General features: G+C 37.5%; 14 protein-coding genes and 1 pseudogene. 12 read left to right on the plus strand and 3 right to left on the minus strand.

Annotated elements, in window-relative coordinates; all coding sequences use genetic code 11:
* Positions 1-4 precede the first annotated feature (4 nt).
* On the minus strand, positions 5-676 hold the full coding sequence (locus tag AWM71_RS05225; RefSeq protein WP_060776961.1) for a histidine phosphatase family protein: 672 nt from the start codon (positions 674-676) through the stop codon (positions 5-7).
* Between the two features lie 764 nt (positions 677-1,440).
* Entirely contained in the window at positions 1,441-2,439 is a 999-nt protein-coding gene (locus tag AWM71_RS05230; RefSeq protein ID WP_060776962.1) for a LacI family DNA-binding transcriptional regulator, read from the minus strand.
* A 134-nt stretch (positions 2,440-2,573) separates the two neighbouring features.
* On the opposite strand from AWM71_RS05230, the gene rpe reads away from it, so the two are divergent.
* The 9 genes from rpe to AWM71_RS05280 all read left to right on the plus strand — a co-directional run bounded on the left by rpe (position 2,574) and on the right by AWM71_RS05280 (position 13,796).
* Positions 2,574-3,227, plus strand: coding sequence for a ribulose-phosphate 3-epimerase (gene rpe, locus AWM71_RS05235; RefSeq protein WP_060776963.1), 654 nt, complete (start codon positions 2,574-2,576; stop codon positions 3,225-3,227).
* A gap of 31 nt (positions 3,228-3,258) precedes the next feature.
* The gene (rpiB, locus tag AWM71_RS05240) at positions 3,259-3,738 is read left to right on the plus strand and encodes a ribose 5-phosphate isomerase B (RefSeq protein ID WP_060776964.1); all 480 of its coding nucleotides are present in this window, start codon (positions 3,259-3,261) and stop codon (positions 3,736-3,738) included.
* 20 nt (positions 3,739-3,758) lie between these two features.
* Positions 3,759-5,117 carry a PTS transporter subunit EIIC gene (locus AWM71_RS05245; protein WP_060776965.1) on the plus strand — a complete coding sequence of 453 codons (1,359 nt, stop codon included), beginning with the start codon at positions 3,759-3,761 and terminating at the stop codon, positions 5,115-5,117.
* A gap of 42 nt (positions 5,118-5,159) precedes the next feature.
* Positions 5,160-6,110, plus strand: a complete 951-nt coding sequence (locus AWM71_RS05250; RefSeq protein ID WP_455300544.1) for a DUF7916 family protein — start codon at positions 5,160-5,162, stop codon at positions 6,108-6,110.
* 92 nt (positions 6,111-6,202) lie between these two features.
* Positions 6,203-6,697, plus strand: coding sequence for a PTS sugar transporter subunit IIA (locus AWM71_RS05255; protein WP_060776967.1), 495 nt, complete (start codon positions 6,203-6,205; stop codon positions 6,695-6,697).
* A gap of 442 nt (positions 6,698-7,139) precedes the next feature.
* Positions 7,140-9,557 (plus strand): leucine--tRNA ligase, encoded by a 2,418-nt coding sequence (gene leuS / locus AWM71_RS05260; RefSeq protein ID WP_060776968.1) that lies wholly within the window; start codon positions 7,140-7,142, stop codon positions 9,555-9,557.
* 19 nt (positions 9,558-9,576) lie between these two features.
* On the plus strand, positions 9,577-10,449 hold the full coding sequence (locus AWM71_RS05265) for a PfkB family carbohydrate kinase (RefSeq protein WP_060776969.1): 873 nt from the start codon (positions 9,577-9,579) through the stop codon (positions 10,447-10,449).
* Positions 10,450-10,866: 417 nt separating this feature from the next.
* A complete protein-coding gene (locus AWM71_RS05270) occupies positions 10,867-11,496 on the plus strand; it encodes a glycine zipper 2TM domain-containing protein (protein WP_060776970.1) in 630 nt (209 codons plus the stop codon).
* Between the two features lie 575 nt (positions 11,497-12,071).
* Positions 12,072-13,796, plus strand: a complete 1,725-nt coding sequence (locus AWM71_RS05280) for a putative polysaccharide biosynthesis protein (protein ID WP_060776972.1) — start codon at positions 12,072-12,074, stop codon at positions 13,794-13,796.
* Between the two features lie 221 nt (positions 13,797-14,017).
* On the opposite strand, the gene glgP is transcribed toward AWM71_RS05280, so the two are convergent.
* Positions 14,018-16,291: a glycogen/starch/alpha-glucan family phosphorylase gene (gene glgP / locus AWM71_RS05285; protein ID WP_060776973.1), complete on the minus strand. Its 2,274-nt coding sequence runs from the start codon at positions 16,289-16,291 to the stop codon at positions 14,018-14,020.
* Between the two features lie 274 nt (positions 16,292-16,565).
* Here glgP and AWM71_RS08605 point away from each other — a divergent pair.
* The 3 genes and pseudogenes from AWM71_RS08605 to AWM71_RS05295 all read left to right on the plus strand — a co-directional run.
* A pseudogene (locus AWM71_RS08605) lies at positions 16,566-16,703 on the plus strand (LacI family DNA-binding transcriptional regulator); the annotation flags it as partial.
* Complete coding sequence (locus AWM71_RS05290) at positions 16,698-17,564, plus strand: helix-turn-helix transcriptional regulator (RefSeq protein ID WP_335338719.1); 867 nt, start codon at positions 16,698-16,700, stop codon at positions 17,562-17,564. The pseudogene AWM71_RS08605 and the gene AWM71_RS05290, both read left to right, overlap by 6 nt.
* 198 nt (positions 17,565-17,762) lie before the next feature.
* A complete protein-coding gene (locus AWM71_RS05295; protein WP_060776975.1) occupies positions 17,763-19,517 on the plus strand; it encodes a glycoside hydrolase family 13 protein in 1,755 nt (584 codons plus the stop codon).
* Positions 19,518-19,565 lie beyond the last annotated feature (48 nt).

Here is a 19,565-nt window from a genome sequence, read left to right on the forward strand (position 1 = left end):
AGAATTAGGCTTGATCCCATTCTAAAAGAGTATAGCTCCCGTTCCGATAGAGGACGTGACCATAGTGCCCGTATCCTAAAGGAGAAGCCAAATTAAATTCAGGTAAAACTTCATGAAGAAAACTTCGAATAGGAGTGTGATGGGAAACAATGGCTACATTAACCACTGGTGTCATATGATCTAAGCGGTATTCAATGGCATCATCATAGACCTTCAGCATACCTTCTTCTAGGCGATCCCAAAAAGTCATAAAATCTTCAGCTTTTCCTTCGGGATCTCTTTGACTCAAGGTATCGATAATTTGAGGAATCCATTGGTTTTGAGGAATATTTTGCTTAGCTTTAAAGAGAGCTTCCTCGCTTAAGGATTTAGGCCAGGCTTGTTGGAGATCGTGCCCTTCTAACCCCCCGTAGTATAGTTCACGAAATTCTTTTAGAGGGGTAGCTTTGATGTGTTTATTCTGTTGACTAAGTAAAATTTGACTGCTGGTGATGCTTCGGCTCAGATCGCTGCAAAAGGCAATATCAAAGCAAATTCGTGATAAGCTATGAGAAAGATGTTGCATTTGTTCTTTACCAAGAGGAGTTAAGGGAGAATCTGTCCACCCTTGAACCTTATTTGTCGCATTTGCGACGGTTTCACCATGACGTATAAAATAGTAATGAATAGCTTGCATGGTTATCTCTCCTGTTACATAGTTTTCTTTATTTTAGCATAGACTGGTTCAAAAAGGGAAAAGCGGAAAATTCTTTCTTTAAATAGTTTTTCTAACTATACTATTGTTTTTATTGTGCTACATTTAGGCAAAGTAAATTCATTTAATAGATAAATATATTGTCTATCAATTCTTATCTGACGATTGTTAAAATCAAATTGATTAAGAAAAAGAGCAGTAGCCTCATTAAACTGCATGCCAGTAAATAACTGAATTTTAAATAAATAGTAATAATCTATTGTATTATACTTTTTTAGTTTATTAAAAGCTTTTTTATTTTATCGTCTTTCAAATAATAATCAGTTGACTGTGATAAAGATTTTTTAGATTGGAAAGATATCGCAAACGTTAATGACATCTACTTCGCTGATCCTAGCTGCCCATCGCAACGTGGGTTTAACGAGTATTCAAAGGTTTTACTTAGGAGAGATGTTCTACCTAAGGAGATGTATTTCACTGATATATCACAAGAAGAATTAAGTCAAGTTGCCCGTGTTTGAAATATAATTTCAAGAAAATCTCTAAATTATCGCTCCCCATTGAAGTCTTTTTAAAGAACTGTGTCAAAAAGGGAAGATTAGATGATTTTTTGCCTTGAGGCAGTCTAACTTTCAACCCCTAGGGTATCGAGGATCGCTTGAAGATTTAAAGTTGATAGGTTGGCAAGGTCAAACATCAATGTTTTAGTTTAGGAAAAATTCTAGTTTAGATTAACAATTCAAAAATTAAATGCTATCTCTAATGAATAATTCTGTTGGTACCAATATCTTCTTTTTTTTGGCGCTTGGATTAGCTATTTCTTTAATGAGTTGACTGACAGATTTTTTAGCTATGCTACTAGTATCTTGCTTAACACTGCTCAGTGTAGGAGAAGTATAGTTACAAAAATTCGAATTATCAAAACCAATAATTTTAAGTTCTTTTGGAATAGAAACATTTAAATTTTTAGCTATTGAAATTGATAGAGCTGCAATATCGTCATTAATAGCGAAAATACCGTCAATATTATTTTTAGCTATTATATATCTAATAGCTTTGGTTATCTCATCAGTACTTTTATATCCTAATTCATAAACCTGATCGCGATAAAAAGGTAAATTATTATCAGAAATAGCTTGATTGAAGCCGCCTATTCTATCAATGGCAGAAGGGTTATCTTTATCATAGACTAAAATAACAGGGTGTGTGACATTTTTGTCTAATAAAGCTTTTGTAGCTTCGTAGGCTCCTTGAAAGTGATCGGAGGATATTAATGAAGCAGGAGTATTATGGCTAGGGCGTCTATCGATACAAATAAAAGGTGTTTCTTGTAAGAGAGGGTATTCGCTAATATCAAAGTTTTTTTCTCCTGAAATTATGATCAGACCATCCACATTTTTTGCTAAGAGAGTATTTATGTATTGAGTTTCTTTTTCTTTATTTCTATTTGTGCTGGTTATGATCGTTGAGTATCCAGCATTGAATAGGGATTTTTCAATTTCTTGCACTAGAGAACTAAAAAAGCTATTGGTTATGTCAGGGATTAATACACCTATTGTATAGCTTTGATTTCCTCTTAAACTTTTGGCGCTGTAATTAGGGTGATAATCAGTTTCGTCAATTATTTTCAGAATTTTTTCTTCCGTTCTTTTAGAATACTTTCCTTTTTTATTAATCACTCTTGAAACTGTTGCTATTGAATATCCGCTTAATTCAGCGATATCCTTAATCGATATTTTCTTCATTATACACTTTATCTCACAATCTTTTTAAATATAGTTGACAATAATTATATGATAATGTTATCATATTTTGTGTTAAGGTAAACGTTTACCCTAGGTATTAAAACTTATTTTATGAAAAAAGTTAGGAGATACTCATGGAAAAAATTTGGATTTGTCCGTCGATGATGTGTGCTAATTATGGAAATCTAGAAAAAGAAATTAAAGAATTGGATGAAGCTGGCGCAGATGAATATCATTTAGATTTTATGGATGGAGATTTTGTACCTAATTTTGCAATGGGACTTCATGATTTAGAATTTATTCGTCAAGCAACTGATAAACTCATTGATGTTCATTTAATGATTTCTAATCCCTTTGAATATGTTGAATTCTTCGCTGATAAAGGCGCAGATATTATTTATTTTCATCCAGAAGCTGATATGCATCCAGCTAGAACTTTAGCGAAAATTAGTGCTAAGGGTAAAAAAGCTGGTATAGCTATTAATCCTGGGACTTCTATTGAAATGGTAAAAGAATTATTTCCATTATGTGATTACGTATTGGTCATGACTGTAAACCCTGGTTTTGCAGGGCAAAAATACTTACCTTTTGTGGATGATAAAATCGATCGCTTACTGGATTTAAAAGGAAAATATAATTTTGAAATAAGTGTTGATGGAGCGATTTCGCCGGAAAGGATTAAAACTTTATCTCAAAAGGGGGTTAGAGGTTTTATTTTAGGTACTTCCGCGTTATTTGGAAAAGAAAAAAGCTATAAAAAATTAATTCAAGAATATAAAAATTACTAAGAAGCATTAATAAATATAAGGAGATACGATGATGAAAATAGCAATTGGTGGAGATCACGTAGGACAATTATTAAAACCTGAAATTATCGAATTTTTAAAAAAGTTGGGGCATGAAGTTAAAGATTTTGGAACCTATACGACTGAAAGAACAGATTATCCTATTTATGCTAAACAGGTAGCCGAATCAGTAGTTAACGGAGAATATGATAAAGGGGTATTAATTTGTGGTACAGGTGTAGGTATTTCTATTGCAGCAAATAAAGTAAAAGGGGTTAGAGCTGTATGCTGTAGCGAACCTTATTCTGCCAAATTATCAAGACAACATAATGATACTAATATCCTTGCATTTGGATCACGTGTAGTTGGTTTAGAATTAGCTAAAATGATTGTTGAAGAATGGCTTAGTGCGGAATACGAAGGTGGTCGTCATGCAAAACGTGTAGAAATGATCTCTGAAATTGAAGAGAAACAAAATTTAGATAATGATAGTAATATTAAGTTGAATTGTTAAAGAAAGGGAGGTGTCTAACAATGACTACTAAAGAGATTGCTCAGTTTATACTAGATAAAGTTGGCGGTGAATCCAATATTAATAATGTTACTCACTGCGCTACACGATTACGCTTTAATTTAAAAGACGAGTCTAAAGCAAATACCAAAGAAATTAATGCTAAAGATGATATTATTTCAGTCGTTCAAAAAGGGGGACAATATCAAATTATTATCGGAAATAAAGTTACTCAAGTATACGATGAATTACAAAAAATAAGAGGAATAACAGATGAGTCATCGTCGATAGAAGAAGGCGAGAAAACCAAGCAAAATATTTTCACTGTTATTTCTGGTATATTTGCCCCTTTGTTATCAGCTTTTGCTGGTGCAGGTATTCTTCGTGGTTTGACCCTATTATCAGTTCAATTAGGCTGGATAGCTGAAACGTCAGGTACTTATAAAATTTTAACCATATGTGCTATGACGGTGTTTTATTTCTTACCCGTATTATTAGCGTATACGACAGCACGTTATTTTAATGTAAATGTTATATTTGCAATGATTATAGGCGCTGCTTTGATTCACCCTGATGTAATAGCTATGATGGGCAATATAGGAAATGGGGCTACAACAAACTTCTTTGGTATACCAGTAGTCTTAATGAACTATTCCTCTACTGTCTTACCGATCGTTGTGGCTATATGGCTGTATTCTTATTTAGAAAAATTCTTGAAGAAAATTATTCCAGAAGGCGGACATTTAGTTTTTGTTCCGTTGTTTAGTTTCTTAATCATGATCCCATTTACACTTATGACTATTGGACCAGTTACGGTATGGTTGAGTAACTTTATTGCTACAATTATTAACGGATTAATTGAGTCCAATGCACTTATTGCGGGGATTGTTGTAGGTGGAGGCTGGAATGCACTTGTTTCGGTGGGCTTACACTGGGCTGTCAACCCTATTATGATTCAAAATATAGCTCAACAAGGTTATGACTATATTGTTCCATTTACTTTCGCAACTAACTTTGCCATGATGGGGGCGGCTATTGGTGTATGGCTAAAAAGCAAACAAGGTAAGGTTAAGAAATTTGCTTTAACCACTGCTCTAACTATTGCATTTTCAGGAATTACAGAACCTGCTATTTATGGTGTAGCTATTCCTCGTAAACGTCCATTTGTCGCTGCTTTAATTGGAGGAGCTATCGGTGGTGCTTATTTAGGGCTTAATCATGTCACTGCTCATGCAATGGTTTTCGGTGGATTAACAACCTTACCAACATTTGTTGGTGGAGAACCAGGCAATTTTTTACATGCAGTCATCGGGCTTAGCATCTGTGTAGTTGTTTCAGCAGTACTAACTTATTTATTTGGTTTTAAAGAACCCGAAGTTTAATTTTAAATATTAAATAAAGGAGCTTAATGTATGTGACGACTAATAAATTGTAGTAAAAGCGAATTTAAAGAGGTTAGTAGTCAGGAATTAAAGGCAAGTATTAAAGCAAGTGAAGGCAGGGGAGTATTAGTTCAAAATTATGTTGGGTTTGGGTCATTAATCCAAGATACTACTAATGTTGAGTTGTCATTTGCATTTGGTGCAGATATGGTTTTATTTAATGGTTATCCAATGGATGGGAGTCCTATGCCTGCTTTTGAAACGCCAATATATGAAGAGGGGCAAATTACAAATAAGTATTTATCTTTAAAGGAAATAAGAGAGATTACTACAGGACCTTTAGGCATTTATCTAGAATGTGGTCTAGAAGATGATGCTAGTTCTTCAGCAGCATCAAGCGTGCAATTAATTCGTCCTGAACGAATTGCAAGTAGAAAGAACTTACTAAAACTTAAAGATGAAGGAGCAGATTTTGTTATTCTTGGAGGAAATCCAGGATCAGGAACGACTATGAATACAATAGTTGAAGCGACAAGAAACGCTAAAGATATCTTAGGGGACAATATAATGATTTGGTCTGGAAAATGGGAAGATGGAACCAGAGAGAAAGTCCTAGGAGATCCTCTGTTCTTTGAAGAGTCTAAGAAATATATTAAAGAATTAATTGATGCTGGTGCTGATGTCATTTGCTTGCCTATGCCAGGATCTCGTACTGGCGTAGTAGTTAACGAGATCAGAGAACTAGTGAAGTTAGCCCATACCTATAAAAATGGAGTTTTAGTAATGAACTTTTTAGATGGATCTGTGGAGGGGGCAGATGAAGATACTGTTCGCAAATGTGCAGTAATGTCCAAACAGACTGGTGCTGATATTCATGCTATTGGCGATGTTGGTATAAGTTGGATGCCCGTCCCTGAAAATATTTATCAACTATGTCTTACAGTTAAAGGCAGAAGGCTAACTTGGTTAAAAATGGCTACTGGACATAGATAAATAGGTACTAGAAAATTATATGGAATCAATACATATAGTACTCTGATATAACGTCTTTACTAACTATAGTAGAATAGCTAAGGAGAAGATAAATGTTTGGATTTTTTAAAAAAGAAAAGGCAATAAAAAAGAGTGTGCACGCTTTTGCTAATGGAAAGTATGTAGCTCTTGAAGAAGTAGGGGATCCAGTATTTGCACAAAAGCTTTTAGGAGATGGGTTTGGGATTGAACCTATTGATGGAAAAATTAAAGCTCCGATATCTGGAAAAATATCAATAGTTTTTCCAACAAAACATGCAATTGGAATTACTACTGATGAAGGGTTAGAGGTATTGCTTCATTTAGGATTCAATACTGTTGAATTAAATGGCGAGCCCTTCAATTCGTTTGTTAAAGAAGGCGACCATGTTGAAACAGGTGATTTGTTAACCGAGATGGATATTGAGTCTATTTACTCAGTAGAGAATGTTGAAAAAACTTGCGTTTTAGTTTTTACAAATGGAAATGATAAAATAGCATCAATTTCTTTTGAGAGCCTAGGGGAAATACACGCAGGAGATATCGCTTGCATGGTTACTTTAAAATAATGATGCATGAGGTAAGTTTCAAAAATTAAATAATTAGATAATTGACCTCAAAAGTATAGATAAAATCTAACTTTTGAGGGCTTTTTATTTGAAATCTATTTTTGAAAAAAGTTGGAAGAAAAGTTTTTACTCTGAAATTCCCCCAGAATAGATTTGAAAAGCATACGAAAGCGTGATAGAATACCAGTATATGAATAGGAATTGGACCTAGTAGCCAGTAAAGGTAAAAAAGCGAGGATGTGGTTGGTGAAAACATCCTATCTGAATGGTGAACTCAGCCAAGGATTCAAGCACATGTGTGCCGTTTCACCCGCGTTAAGGGGAAGATAAGAACCAACGATAGGTGGTACCACGATGCGTCGTCCTATTTATGCAACAGCATAGAAGGGCTTTTTTTGTACCCTTTTTTAGGAATATCAGATAGTTGAGAGGAGTTAGAAGAATGGTGTTTAATCACAAGACAATCGAAAAGAAGTGGCAAAAGTATTGGCAGGAGAATAAAAGCTTTAAAACTTTGGAAGACAAAAGTTTACCTAAGTATTATGCCTTAGACATGTTCCCTTATCCTTCAGGAGCAGGTCTTCACGTCGGGCATCCAGAAGGGTATACGGCAACAGATATTATGTCTCGGATGAAACGGGCTCAAGGCTTTAATGTTTTGCATCCCATGGGCTGGGACGCTTTTGGATTGCCAGCAGAACAATATGCCCTAACCACAGGACATACACCTAAGGGCTTCACAAAGAAAAATATCAAAACTTTTAAACGACAAATTCAATCTCTAGGACTTTCTTATGATTGGGATAGAGAAATTACTACGACAGATCCTCATTACTATAAGTGGACTCAATGGATTTTCACAAAACTTTATGAAAAAGGCTTAGCTTATGAAGATGAGATTCTTGTTAACTGGTGCGAAGGTTTAGGAACTGTATTAGCTAATGAAGAAGTAATTGACGGTAAGAGTGAACGGGGAGGTTTCCCAGTAGAACGCCGCCCAATGAAACAATGGGTCTTAAAGATTACCGCTTATGCAGATCGTTTGTTAGAAGGATTAGATGATTTAGATTGGCCAGAAAGCATTAAAGAAATGCAAAGAAACTGGATTGGCCGTTCAGAAGGGGCAGAAGTCACCTTTAAAGTTGCAGATAGTGATCAAAGCTTCCAAGTCTTTACCACTCGCCCAGACACTTTGTTTGGGGTAAGCTACTGTGCTTTAGCCCCAGAACATCCTCTCGTTAAAGAATTGACGACTCCAGAGAATCAAGCGGCTGTAGAGGATTATATTGAGTCGATCAGTCATAAATCTGACTTAGAGCGGACAGACTTAGCCAAGGAAAAAACAGGTGTCTTCACCGGTTCCTATGCGATCAATCCTATTAATCAAGAGAAGTTACCAATTTGGGTAGCGGATTATGTCTTGATCTCTTATGGCTCAGGAGCTGTGATGGCCGTCCCTGGACATGATCAGAGAGACTATGAATTTGCACATCAGTTTGACCTTCCTATTAAACAAGTCATTGAAGGAGGAGATCTCTCCAAGGAAGCTTATACTGGAGACGGCAAGCATATTCATTCTGACTTTTTGGATGACTTAAACAAAGCAGACGCTATGCAAAGGGCAATTGCTTACTTAGAAGAAAAAGGCCTCGGTAAATCTAAAGTTTCTTACCGATTAAGAGACTGGGTCTTCTCTCGTCAACGTTATTGGGGAGAACCTATTCCTGTGATTCATTGGGAAGATGGGACAACAACAGTTGTCAAAGAAGAAGATCTTCCTGTACTTCTACCAGAAGGCGGCGACATTAAATCTTCAGGAACTGGGGAATCGCCATTGGCCAATTTTGAAGACTGGATTAATGTCTACGATGAAAAGACAGGTTTACATGGAAAACGGGAAACCAACACCATGCCACAATGGGCAGGATCTTCTTGGTACTTCCTTCGTTATTGTGATCCACACAATGGCAAAGAATTAATTAGTGAAGAAGCAGCCAAGTACTGGATGAATGTGGATCTCTACATTGGGGGAGCTGAACATGCCGTTCTTCACTTATTGTATGCAAGATTTTGGAATCTCTTCCTCTATGATATCGGAATTTCTCCAACGCCTGAACCTTTCAAAAAATTATTTAACCAAGGGATGATTTTAGGAGAAGGCCATGAAAAGATGTCAAAATCTAAAGGAAATGTGGTCAATCCGGATGATATTGTCGAACGTTACGGAGCAGATACGCTTCGCCTTTATGAAATGTTTATGGGACCTTTGGATGCGTCGATTGCTTGGAGCGAAGAAGGGCTAGCAGGGGCTCGTCGGTTCTTGGATCGTGTATGGCGTTTGTTTGTAGATAGCGAAGGACGCTTGAGAGATCATGTCACAACTGTCAATACGGGTGAACTCGACAAGATTTACAATCAAACTGTTAAGAAAGTTACAGAAGATTTTGAAAAACTTCATTTCAATACAGGAATTTCTCAATTAATGGTCTTCGTTAATGAGGCCAATAAGGTGGACAATTTACCTTATGAATATGTGAAGGGCTTTATTCAATTATTAGCACCTGTAGCCCCACACTTAGGTGAAGAACTCTGGGAAATTGTGACCGGTCAACAAGGAATTTCCTATGTACCATGGCCAACTTATGATGAAAGTCAACTTCAAGAAGAAGAAGTGGAAGTTGTGGTTCAAGTGAACGGGAAGATCCGTGAGCGTTTAATGACTCCGACAGATTTGGACCGTGAAGGCTTAAGGGAATTTATTCAAAAACAAGCCAGTGTTCAATCTCTCATTGCAGACAAAACTGTTGTTAAAGTGATTGCTGTACCGGGTAAATTAGTGAATTTTGTGGTGAAGGGATAAAGACTAAGGAGGAGAGAACATGCGCAATGTGTTACTCGTTCATGATATCTCTTGTTATGGAAAGTGTTCTTCAACAGTTGCCCTACCTTTACTTAGTATGATGGGAGTGAGTGGGACACTTCTTCCCACGTCACTTCTCTCTACTCATACAGGCTCAGGTTTTGAAGGATTTACTTTCTTGGATTTAAGTGGAGAAATGAAAAAAATTGTGGCTCACTGGAAGCGACTAGGCCTGCAATTTGATGCCGCTTATGTTGGATATTTAGGAAGCAGTGATCAGATTGACTTCCTCATTCAAGAACTTCCAAGCCTATTGAAGCCAGGCGCTAAGTTTTACTTAGATCCTGTGATGGCAGATAATGGAGAATTTTATACAGGTTTCGATGCGGCGTATGCTCAAAAAATGAAGAGTTTAGCGCAACTGGCAGATGTCTTGCTTCCTAATCAAACGGAATTGGCATTGTTATTTGACCTCCCTTATCAGGAAGGCGTAGCTGGTTTGGAAGATATTCAATCTGCCGTCGATACGCTTAGTCATCAGAGCAAGTCAACCGCTCTTATCGTGACTGGGGCTGGTTATGACGGTCAGGGACAAATAGGAGCCTATGTTTCTGATCCATCCACTCACACTGAGAAACTTTTACAGGCCCCCTTTATTGCTGGCCGCTTCCATGGGACGGGTGATATTTTTGCTAGTCTTGTAGTGGGAGCAATGGAAAATGGGGCTTCCTTAGAAGAAAGCACAAAATTTGCGGTGGACAGCTTGAGTCAAGTCGTTCAAACTTCTATTCAAAAACCTAAGGTCAACCAAGAAGGAATGGCTTTCGAAGCTTTTGGAGAAAAATTTGCAACTTTTGCACAGTCTTGTCGTGAGAAGAGAGCAGAAGGTTAGAGAAAAATTAGTAAAATTTTATTTATTTTGATTATAAGGAACTCTTTAGGAAGTAACAAGTTCTTGCTAGTGGATAGCGAGCTGTTGAAGTCTAAAGAGTTTCTTTTTATTTTGTAGAATAATCGGAAATAGGAAAGCTTGTGTAGAAAAGTATAAAGAAGAGAGAATGGGATAATTTATATTCTATGAGGTTCTTATTTCTATAAAAATATAAATAAAGAATCGTTTTCTAAAAATGGATGTTTTAAGATAAAAAGGACATTAACAGCATTGACAATAAATGATAAGGGCAAGATAAGAAGGCGCTTTCTTGAAAACTAGGTATAAAGAGTTTTATAAATTTATTTGAAAATTGATGCATCGATTAGAAAAGTAGATGAACGTTTTAGCGAATGTGATACCCAATGGAGGACTGATATGAAAATATTTGAGAGACCTATTAAGATATTTTTTAGTTTGTTTGTTGTGGCGTTTATTTGTTTGTGTTTCCAATCTTCAGTAGTTAAAGCAGACAGTTTGAAAAGTGATGTTATTGTATCTGATCAATCAAATCTTATTTCTAAAAGCATTTCTCGTGAGAACAAAGAATTTCTAAATAAATTAACCAAAGTTTTGATGTATTTCAAAATAGATTTTCAAGGAACACTTTATTTAGACCTTTCCAAAGAGGAATTAAAAGAAATTTATCAGTTTACAGATGTTGAATGTGAAAAAGTAGAACAATTAATCGCTTTTTCAAAAATGACCAAACAAAGATATACAGATCGTGTAACTGTTTCAGATTGGAAGATTTATTTTACACATCCTGAAGTACAACAATTTTTACTTGCTGCTGCGCAAGCTGGACCAGTTGCGATGACAGCTGCATTAGGAACTGTAGTAGCTACACCAGGGATAGGGACAGTTATAGGAGCTATGATAGGAGCGTTTGGTGGCATTTCGGTAATTTGCTATTATGCTCTTCAAGCTTCTTATAATGGACAAGGACTTTATATGGTTGTAGAGTGGAATGGAAAGTTTCCTAATCCAGTAATTGGAACGTGGTAAGCATGAATCCTAGGAAGTTATTGGTTCCCCTTATTGTTTCAAGTGTGGCCAATGTGGTAGCTCTTACGCATTCTGTGACTGAACCGCTCTTTTCAGGGATCATGGGCCTTATGACTTGCCTCTTTTTTGCCAAGTTCCTTTGGAGAAGTTATCAAGTCTGTGCTAAGCCAGACAACAAAAAATCTTGGGGAAAGTGCTGGTTATGTTTGGTTGCTTGAATGAGTCTTTCTTTAGTCTGAATGCCTTATACCCTGAGTGGCGGTTGATTTCTTTTTGGATCCTTTTAGGTTATGGAGGCTTCTCTATCTCTTTATGAAGTCTTTAGAGAAAGACCTGAAGACGGAAAGAAGGGAATCCTTCTCCTGCGAAGCCGGGCAAGAAATGACTTTCTCCTACTAATAGATCACTTGATTCCCCCCCAGCCTCCTCCTAAGGTAGAGTAGGTTGGGGGATTTTCTGTCAAAGGAAGTTCTTAAAAGAATCTTCTTCAATGATTGAATTGATCATAGAATTTGAGTACAATGGAGAAGATTATAGGACTGAAAACATTATTGAAGAAGAGTTGGAGAAGAAACATGCCGAATAAGACAGAAGAACAGCAGGCGCTCAACCGAGATGAACGCGCCAAAGAAAAATTAAATGAGGGATCTGCCTGGATGTCCATTGCCAGTGTGATTTCTCGGATCTTGGGAGTTTTGTATATTATTCCTTGGATGAGGTGGATTGGCGATCCTCATACTGGAACGCAGGCCAACGCCCTTTATAGTATTGGCTATAATTATTATTCGATCTTTTTATCGATTGCCATTGCTGGGGTTCCAGCCGCTATCTCTAAACAGATGACCAATTATATGGCACGGGGACAGTATGGCACAAGTCAGCGCCTTTTCAAAAGCGGGACGGTGATGATGACGGTAACAGGACTGGTATGTGCCTTGGTATTATACCTAGCAGCGCCTGTTCTATCGAAAAATTTACCGGCAGCAAGTGAAGAAGAAGTGGTTTTAGTTATTCGATCATTGGTACCTGCTCTCGCCTTGATTCCAGTCTTATCGATTTTTAGGGGATTTTTCCAAGCTTACCTTGAAATGAAGCCGAGCGCTGTCTCTCAAGTAACCGAACAGATCGCTAGAGTCTTTTACATGTTACTAACTGTTTATTTGATACGAAAAGTTTTAGATGGGTCCGTTGCGACAGCGGTAGCTCATTCGACATTTGCAGCTTTTATAGGAGCTTTTGTGGCTATCTTAACTCTCGGTTATTATTACTGGAGGGGAAGAAGTTATTATCAAGTACCAGAGGGCTATGTGGATACTAATCCTGTCTCTACCCGCAGCCTTTTACTTGAGATCTTTAAAATTGCTATTCCTTTTGTGATTACGGGGTCTATTATCGAGATGATCAATCTGGTCGATATGAATACCTATATTCCGATTATGCAACGAGTGAGCGGCCTGAGTCATGATCAGTTGGTGTATGAATATGGAGTATTTAATGCGAATGCACGGCGGGTTATTCAGATTATCCTGTCATTCGCAACAGCGATCTCTTCGACCACAGTCCCTGTGGTTACCGATACTTACATTCGAGAACTTACCCATGTTCCAGTGGAAAAATTAAGTGCTCAAGAAATGAAGAAAACTTTCCAGAAAACCCGGGAAGTGATTCTCCACACTTTAAATTTATTTGCTTTAGTGATGTTACCAGCCTCTTTAGGCTTAGCCTTGGTGGCGGGGCCAATCTACCAATTGTTGTACGGCGTTTATGATCCTTTAGGAGAATGGTATCTTCAAATTTCATGTTTGATGGCAATTCCGATGGGCCTCTTCTATGTTTTGGTTATGACCTTACAATCTATGGATGAACAGGAGAAAGCCATGTTTGGAATTGTGTTAGGCGTAGGTATGAAACTTTTAATTCAATTCCCACTCTTAGGTGTTTTTGGAAGTGAAGGTGCCATGTATGCGTCCCTCTTGGCTTTTGTTTATATGTGTGCCTACTATTTTATGGTTATCCACGGCCGAGTGAATCTATCGGCTCAAGCGGTTATTAAACGTTTGTTAGGAGCATTCAAAGCAAGTGGATGGATGGTTTTAGGAGGAGGCCTTCTCCTCATTTTAATGAAAGGCTGGGTTGGCCCTACTAATCGTTTGGGTGCCTTGATCGAATTAGCAGTGATTGGACTTTTAGGCGGTTGGATTTATATTCTATCGATTGCAAAGAGTCATCAATTAGATGTTGTTCTAGGTACGAAGAAAGCAGCTAGGATTCGTCAGTTCTTACAAATAGAAACGAAATAAAAAGTCTTGGCCTTTTAGGGAGGTCAAGACTTTTTAAGTCAGAAGAGGAAAAAGAATGTTGACAAAGTAAGAGAATTCAATCTTTTTAAGAGCGCCTTCAAAACTTTTATAAGAGGGAGCTTTCTGAATAAGTAGCAAATTAAAACTCACAGGACCTTCTTATTCGCCCAGAGAAGGCCCTGTGAGTTTTTTTGCGATATATTTATTATATTTTTTTAGGATTAATGTTCTTCTAAATGCCAGATATCTTGGTTGTAGTCGCTGATAGTTCGGTCAGAAGAGAAGTAGCCAGCTTGGGCAATATTTTTAACAACTTTAGCTAACCAGCTCTTGCGGTCTTCGTAGTCTTGGTAAACTTTTTCTTTGGTTTGAATGAATTCTTCAATATCAATCATAGCCATGAACCAGTCTTTGCCTTTGATGTCATTATAGAGACGGTTGAGGCGTTCTGGATTGCCGAGTTTCAATATATCCTCACTAACGATATCATCGACAAGAGCCTTGATAGCTGGGCGGTTATAGTAGTCTTGTGGATGGTAGCCATGGGTTGCATAGAGGTTTACAATGCCTTCACTTGACCGGCCAAAGGTATAAATATTATCCTGACCAACGCGTTCAGCAATTTCAACGTTAGCGCCGTCCATAGTCCCTAAGGTTAAGGCCCCATTGAGCATGAATTTCATATTACCCGTTCCGCTGGCTTCTTTTGAAGCAAGGGAGATTTGTTCTGAAATATCAGCAGCTGGGATGAGATGTTCTGCAGCAGTGACGTTGTAGTTCTTCACCATAATAACTTGAAGGTAAGGACTAACGTCTGGATCGTTCTTAATGCGATCAGACAAGGTCATAATTAAGTGGATAATATCTTGAGCGATGATATAAGCTGGAGCTGCTTTCCCACCGAAGATAATGGTGATTGGACGTTTTGGAATGTCCCCATTCTTAATGGCATGATATTTGTAAATAATATAGAGCGCTAGCATTTGTTGGCGTTTATATTCGTGGAAGCGTTTGATTTGAACGTCAACAATAGAATTTGGATTAAAGGTAACGCCTTGATTGTGGTCTAGGAAAACATTTAAAGCTTCTTTGTTGGCTTCTTTGATGTGTTCTAAGTTTTGATGAACATTTTCAGAATAAATATATTTCTCTAGACCGGTTAAGTCTTCATCATGTCGCCAAGAAGAACCGATCAATTGATCGAAAAGACGGGCAAGGGAAGGGTTACAGCTCATGATCCAACGTCTGAAAGAAATGCCGTTAGTTTTGTTATTGAATTTTTCAGGGTAAATTTGATAGAAATCATTGAGTTCAGTTTCTTTCAAAATTTGAGTATGAAGTTTGGCCACTCCATTGATGCTGTAACCAAAGTGCATAGCAATATGTGCCATATGTGCTCGATTTTGGTCATCGATGACTGTTACTTTTTGGTTACCTGGAAATTCTTGGCGAACAAGTTGATCTAATTGGCGAATGATAGCGGCAATATCAGGAATAACTTCTTCGATATCTGACATTGGCCATTTTTCAAGCGCTTCTGCTAGGATAGTATGGTTAGTAAAGGCCACTGTTTTACGCGCAATAGCCACGGCTTCTTCAAAGCTGAAGTCGTAACGGGTAGTGAGTAAACGGATAAGTTCTGGAATCACGAAGGTTGGATGAGTATCGTTAATCTGAATAGTAGCAAAGTCAGCTAAATCGTGTAAGTTGCTGCCTTTTTCAAGCGCTTCATCGATGATTAATTGAGCTGCGTTGGATACCATAAAGTATTGTTGATAGATTCGGAGTAAGTTACCGTTTCTATCAGAATCATCAGGGTAGAGGAAGAGAGTTAAGTTCTTTTCGACGTTTGTCTTGTCAAATTGAATAGAGCCTTCTTCGATAATGTCACTGGATACACTGTCTAAATCAAACAAGCGAAGACGGTTTCTGGTTTCTTTTTCAAAGCCTAAAACATCGATGTTATAGAGTGTAGAATGAAGGGTAAATTTTGCAAAAGGGACTTCGTAAGATTTACCTTCTTCTTTTTCTAACCAGGTATCAGCATCTAACCATTCATCAGGAAGAGTACCTTGTTCGTTGTGATCCAAAGTTTGTCTAAATAAACCAAAGTGGTAGTTTAACCCCACACCATCTCCCGTAATTCCTAGAGAAGCGATAGAGTCTAAGAAACATGCAGCTAAACGGCCAAGGCCACCATTACCTAAGGAAGGTTCTTGTTCAGCATCTTCTACATCATTTAAGGATTGACCATGTTCGGCGAGTAGGTCTTTAACTTCGTCGTAACCCCCTAGATTAATGAGGTTGGTGCTGAGTAATTTTCCAATTAAGAATTCGGCGGATAAATAATAAAGTTTTTTCTTAGAGGAATTAAGGGGACGAGAGGCAGCTTCTTCTTTCACATAGTGAAGTAATACTTCGTAAAGTTCTCTTGAAGTGAGAGAATCGATAGGTTTATGATACATATGATCAGCGAGAATTTCTATTTTATGCATGAGTATCTCCTTTATTTGTTTATGGTTTTAATAAATTCATAACATAATCATGGAAGAAGGCGAGATAGCCAATCAACGTCTCCTTCTTAAAGTACTGAGAATGGAGCTAACTTCTCAAAAAGAGTTAGTCTTCAATCCTCTTCATTATAAACACAAAAATAAACTAACGCAACCGCTTTCGTAGAAAATTTATTTTGCTTGATATAAAATAAAAAGAGCGTGTACGTTCCTCATTTTTTCTGCTATTATAAGAAAATAAGAGAGGAGGAGAAAGACTTTGACAGTAACGATTAAAGATGTGGCCGAGCGAGCTGGAGTAGCTCCATCAACGGTATCTCGTGTTTTATCGGATAGCACATCCATCAGTCAAAAAACAAAAAAACGTGTGCGTCGTGTAATGGAGGAAATGAACTATGTTCCAAATTATAACGCGCGTCGTTTAGCCAGTCGCCAATCACAAACGATTGGGCTAGTCCTTCCTCAAGCGAGTGATGCTTTCTATCAAAATCCATTTTTCCCAACCGTTCTTAGAGGAATTACAGAAGCAGCATCCACTAAGGAATACGGACTTATGCTCTCTACAGGGGATACGCCTGAACGTCGGAAAAAACATGTGGAAGCAATGGTTCAGGGAAAGCAAGTTGCGGGGCTAATCTTTTTATATGCCAATGATAATGATCCTATTTTGGAATTTATAAAAAGCATTAATTTCCCAGCTGTAGTTATGGGAACTCCAGAAAATGGGCAGTTGAATGCTGTAGATAATGATAATTTTTCAGTAGCGAAAGAATTAACAGAGGTTTTAATTCAGGGCGGATGTAGGAAGTTAGCTTATGTGGGTGGAGATAGCCATCAATATTTCGTTCAGAAACGACTTGCTGGTTTTAAGGCAGCTTTACAAGAGGCTGACCTTCCTTTTTATCCGGAAGATGTGTACAATGATTTGACTTTTTTGCCGAGAGATGGTTACCAACTGATGGAGGATCTTTTAGAAGCAAAAGATTATGATGGCTTATTAATTGCTGACCATTTAGTGGCAAGAGGGGTCAAAAAAGCTTTAGAAGTTTTCCATAAGCATCAGGTAATGACAGGAACGTTTAAATCTTTTGCTGCTGAACCCAATCCTCAAGATCACAGACATCCTTACTTTAATTTAAATAGTCAACAATTAGGGAGAAGAGCGGTTCAAATTTTATTTGATGTTTTAGAAGACCAAGCCAATGGAAGTACGCGTTACCTTTACGAAATTGTTGAAGCAGAGTTAATGAAGTAGTTCAAAAGTGTTCTCTAAAAAGGAACGCTTTTTTTCTGAAAAGAAAAGATTGCGTAAGCGATTGCATTATGAAATAATAAGCATGGTGTGAAGAGCTTCTACATTGGAACGAAATAAATAGTGGCTTACTTATTAGGGAAATACTCACTTAAGCAAGCAATCGTTTGCACTAAAAAATAAAAAAGAGGAGAAAAATCAATGGAAATTACGAGTGTCTATCACCGCCCAGAATCAGAATTTGCTTACTTATATGATGAGAAAACCATGCACATTCGCCTCAGAACTCAAAAAGGCGATATGAGAGGTGCTCGCTTACATTATGGAGATACCGGCATTTTCTATCTTAAGGGATATGAGCATTGCGTTCCTATGCAGAAAATTTTGACCGATAAGTATTATGATTATTTTGAAAGTAAGGTAAAAGTTTCTCACCATCGTATTCAGTATATTTTTGAGTTAGAAGACCAAGCAGGCCTCAAGCTCCTGTATGGAGATCGAGGAGTTATTCCCAATCAAAAGGAGCAATTGAATCACTTTATGAATGGTTTTAAATTGCCTTATTGTCATGAAGTGGATCGCTGTAAGGAACCTACTTGGGTCAAGAAGACTATCTGGTATCAAATCTTTGTGGATCGATTCGCTAATGGCAATCCTAAACGATCCCCCAAAAAAGTTTGCAATTGGGATCCTCAGCGTACACCGGGACATTGGGATTTCTATGGTGGAGATTTAGAAGGGGTCATTGAACATTTAGATTATCTTCAGGATCTTGGCATTAACGGTTTGTATTTCTGCCCTATCTTTGAATCGCCAAGTAACCATAAATATGACACTGTGGATTATTATCGAATTGATCCACATTTTGGAGATGGAAAAATTTTTAAACATTTAGTAGAAGAGGCTCATAAGTGCGGCATGAAGGTGATGTTAGATGCTGTCTTCAATCATATAGGGATCACATCCAAATATTGGCAAGATGTCATTCAAAAAGGAGAGAATTCTCTTTATAAGGACTGGTTTCATATTTATTCCTATCCGGTCTGGCAGGACTATGACCATATGGAGAAGAGATTTGAACAATTAAATTATGATACTTTTGGTTATGAACCGAGAATGCCTAAATGGAATACTGCAGATCCTGAAGTGAAGCGTTATCTTTTGGATATTGCCAGCTACTGGATTGAAAACTATGACATTGATGCTTGGAGGATGGATGTGAGTGATGAGATTGATCATCAATTTTGGAGAGCTTTTCGTCAGAAAGTGACCGCGATCAAACCAGATTTCTATACAGTGGGAGAGGTTTGGCATAATGCGCAAGCTTGGCTCAATGGCGATGAGTATCATGCTGCCATGAATTATAATCTCGCTGAATCGATTAAGCAGTATTTTTTGACAGGAGAGATAGATACAGCAGAACTTATTCATCAAGTGATTGCTCAACAAATGAAATATCGCCGTCAGGTTACTGAAGCGATGTTGAATTTATTAGATTCGCATGATACTCCACGGATTCTTACCTTAGCAAAAGGAAATAAAGATTTCGTCAAAGCAGCCCTTACTTTTCTTTTCTTACAGGCGGGCAGTCCTTGCTTGTATTATGGAACAGAAGTGGGATTAGAAGGGGGAGAGGATCCTGATAATCGCCGAGCAATGGCTTGGAAAATAGATCAAGTTGATTCAGAAATGAAAGATTTTGTCAAGCAATTGATTCATTTAAGACGCACTTGCTTGCCACAAATTTTTGGAGATTTTCATTTAACAGAAGAAGCTAATGGAATTTTAGCTTTAGAAGTAGGGGTTGATGGACAAAGATTACTTGCTCGCTTTAATCAAACTGGGCAAGTTCTGTTTCTTCCTCAAGTAGGCGAAACGCTCTTGAGTCAGAAGAGAGAAGGAGAATATATAGGGTATGGAGGGTTTGAAGTGAGTTTTATAAAGGCTCCCATCTAAAAAAGAAAACAGTTGATAGAGTGAAAGGAAAAAAGATTTTGAAAGCTT

This window comes from Aerococcus christensenii (genome assembly GCF_001543105.1).
GTDB classification, from domain to species: Bacteria; Bacillota; Bacilli; order Lactobacillales; family Aerococcaceae; genus Aerococcus; species Aerococcus christensenii.

Excerpts from the sequence above, each read along its gene's own strand:
- AWM71_RS05225 (WP_060776961.1), bottom strand. The coding sequence starts at position 676 with ATGCAAGCTATTCATTACTATTTTATACGTCATGGTGAAACCGTCGCA.
- AWM71_RS05230 (WP_060776962.1), bottom strand. The coding sequence starts at position 2,439 with ATGAAGAAAATATCGATTAAGGATATCGCTGAATTAAGCGGATATTCA.
- rpe (WP_060776963.1), top strand. The coding sequence starts at position 2,574 with ATGGAAAAAATTTGGATTTGTCCGTCGATGATGTGTGCTAATTATGGA.
- rpiB (WP_060776964.1), top strand. The coding sequence starts at position 3,259 with ATGAAAATAGCAATTGGTGGAGATCACGTAGGACAATTATTAAAACCT.
- AWM71_RS05245 (WP_060776965.1), top strand. The coding sequence starts at position 3,759 with ATGACTACTAAAGAGATTGCTCAGTTTATACTAGATAAAGTTGGCGGT.
- AWM71_RS05255 (WP_060776967.1), top strand. The coding sequence starts at position 6,203 with ATGTTTGGATTTTTTAAAAAAGAAAAGGCAATAAAAAAGAGTGTGCAC.
- leuS (WP_060776968.1), top strand. The coding sequence starts at position 7,140 with ATGGTGTTTAATCACAAGACAATCGAAAAGAAGTGGCAAAAGTATTGG.
- AWM71_RS05265 (WP_060776969.1), top strand. The coding sequence starts at position 9,577 with ATGCGCAATGTGTTACTCGTTCATGATATCTCTTGTTATGGAAAGTGT.
- AWM71_RS05270 (WP_060776970.1), top strand. The coding sequence starts at position 10,867 with ATGAAAATATTTGAGAGACCTATTAAGATATTTTTTAGTTTGTTTGTT.
- AWM71_RS05280 (WP_060776972.1), top strand. The coding sequence starts at position 12,072 with ATGCCGAATAAGACAGAAGAACAGCAGGCGCTCAACCGAGATGAACGC.
- glgP (WP_060776973.1), bottom strand. The coding sequence starts at position 16,291 with ATGCATAAAATAGAAATTCTCGCTGATCATATGTATCATAAACCTATC.
- AWM71_RS05290 (WP_335338719.1), top strand. The coding sequence starts at position 16,698 with ATGAACTATGTTCCAAATTATAACGCGCGTCGTTTAGCCAGTCGCCAA.
- AWM71_RS05295 (WP_060776975.1), top strand. The coding sequence starts at position 17,763 with ATGGAAATTACGAGTGTCTATCACCGCCCAGAATCAGAATTTGCTTAC.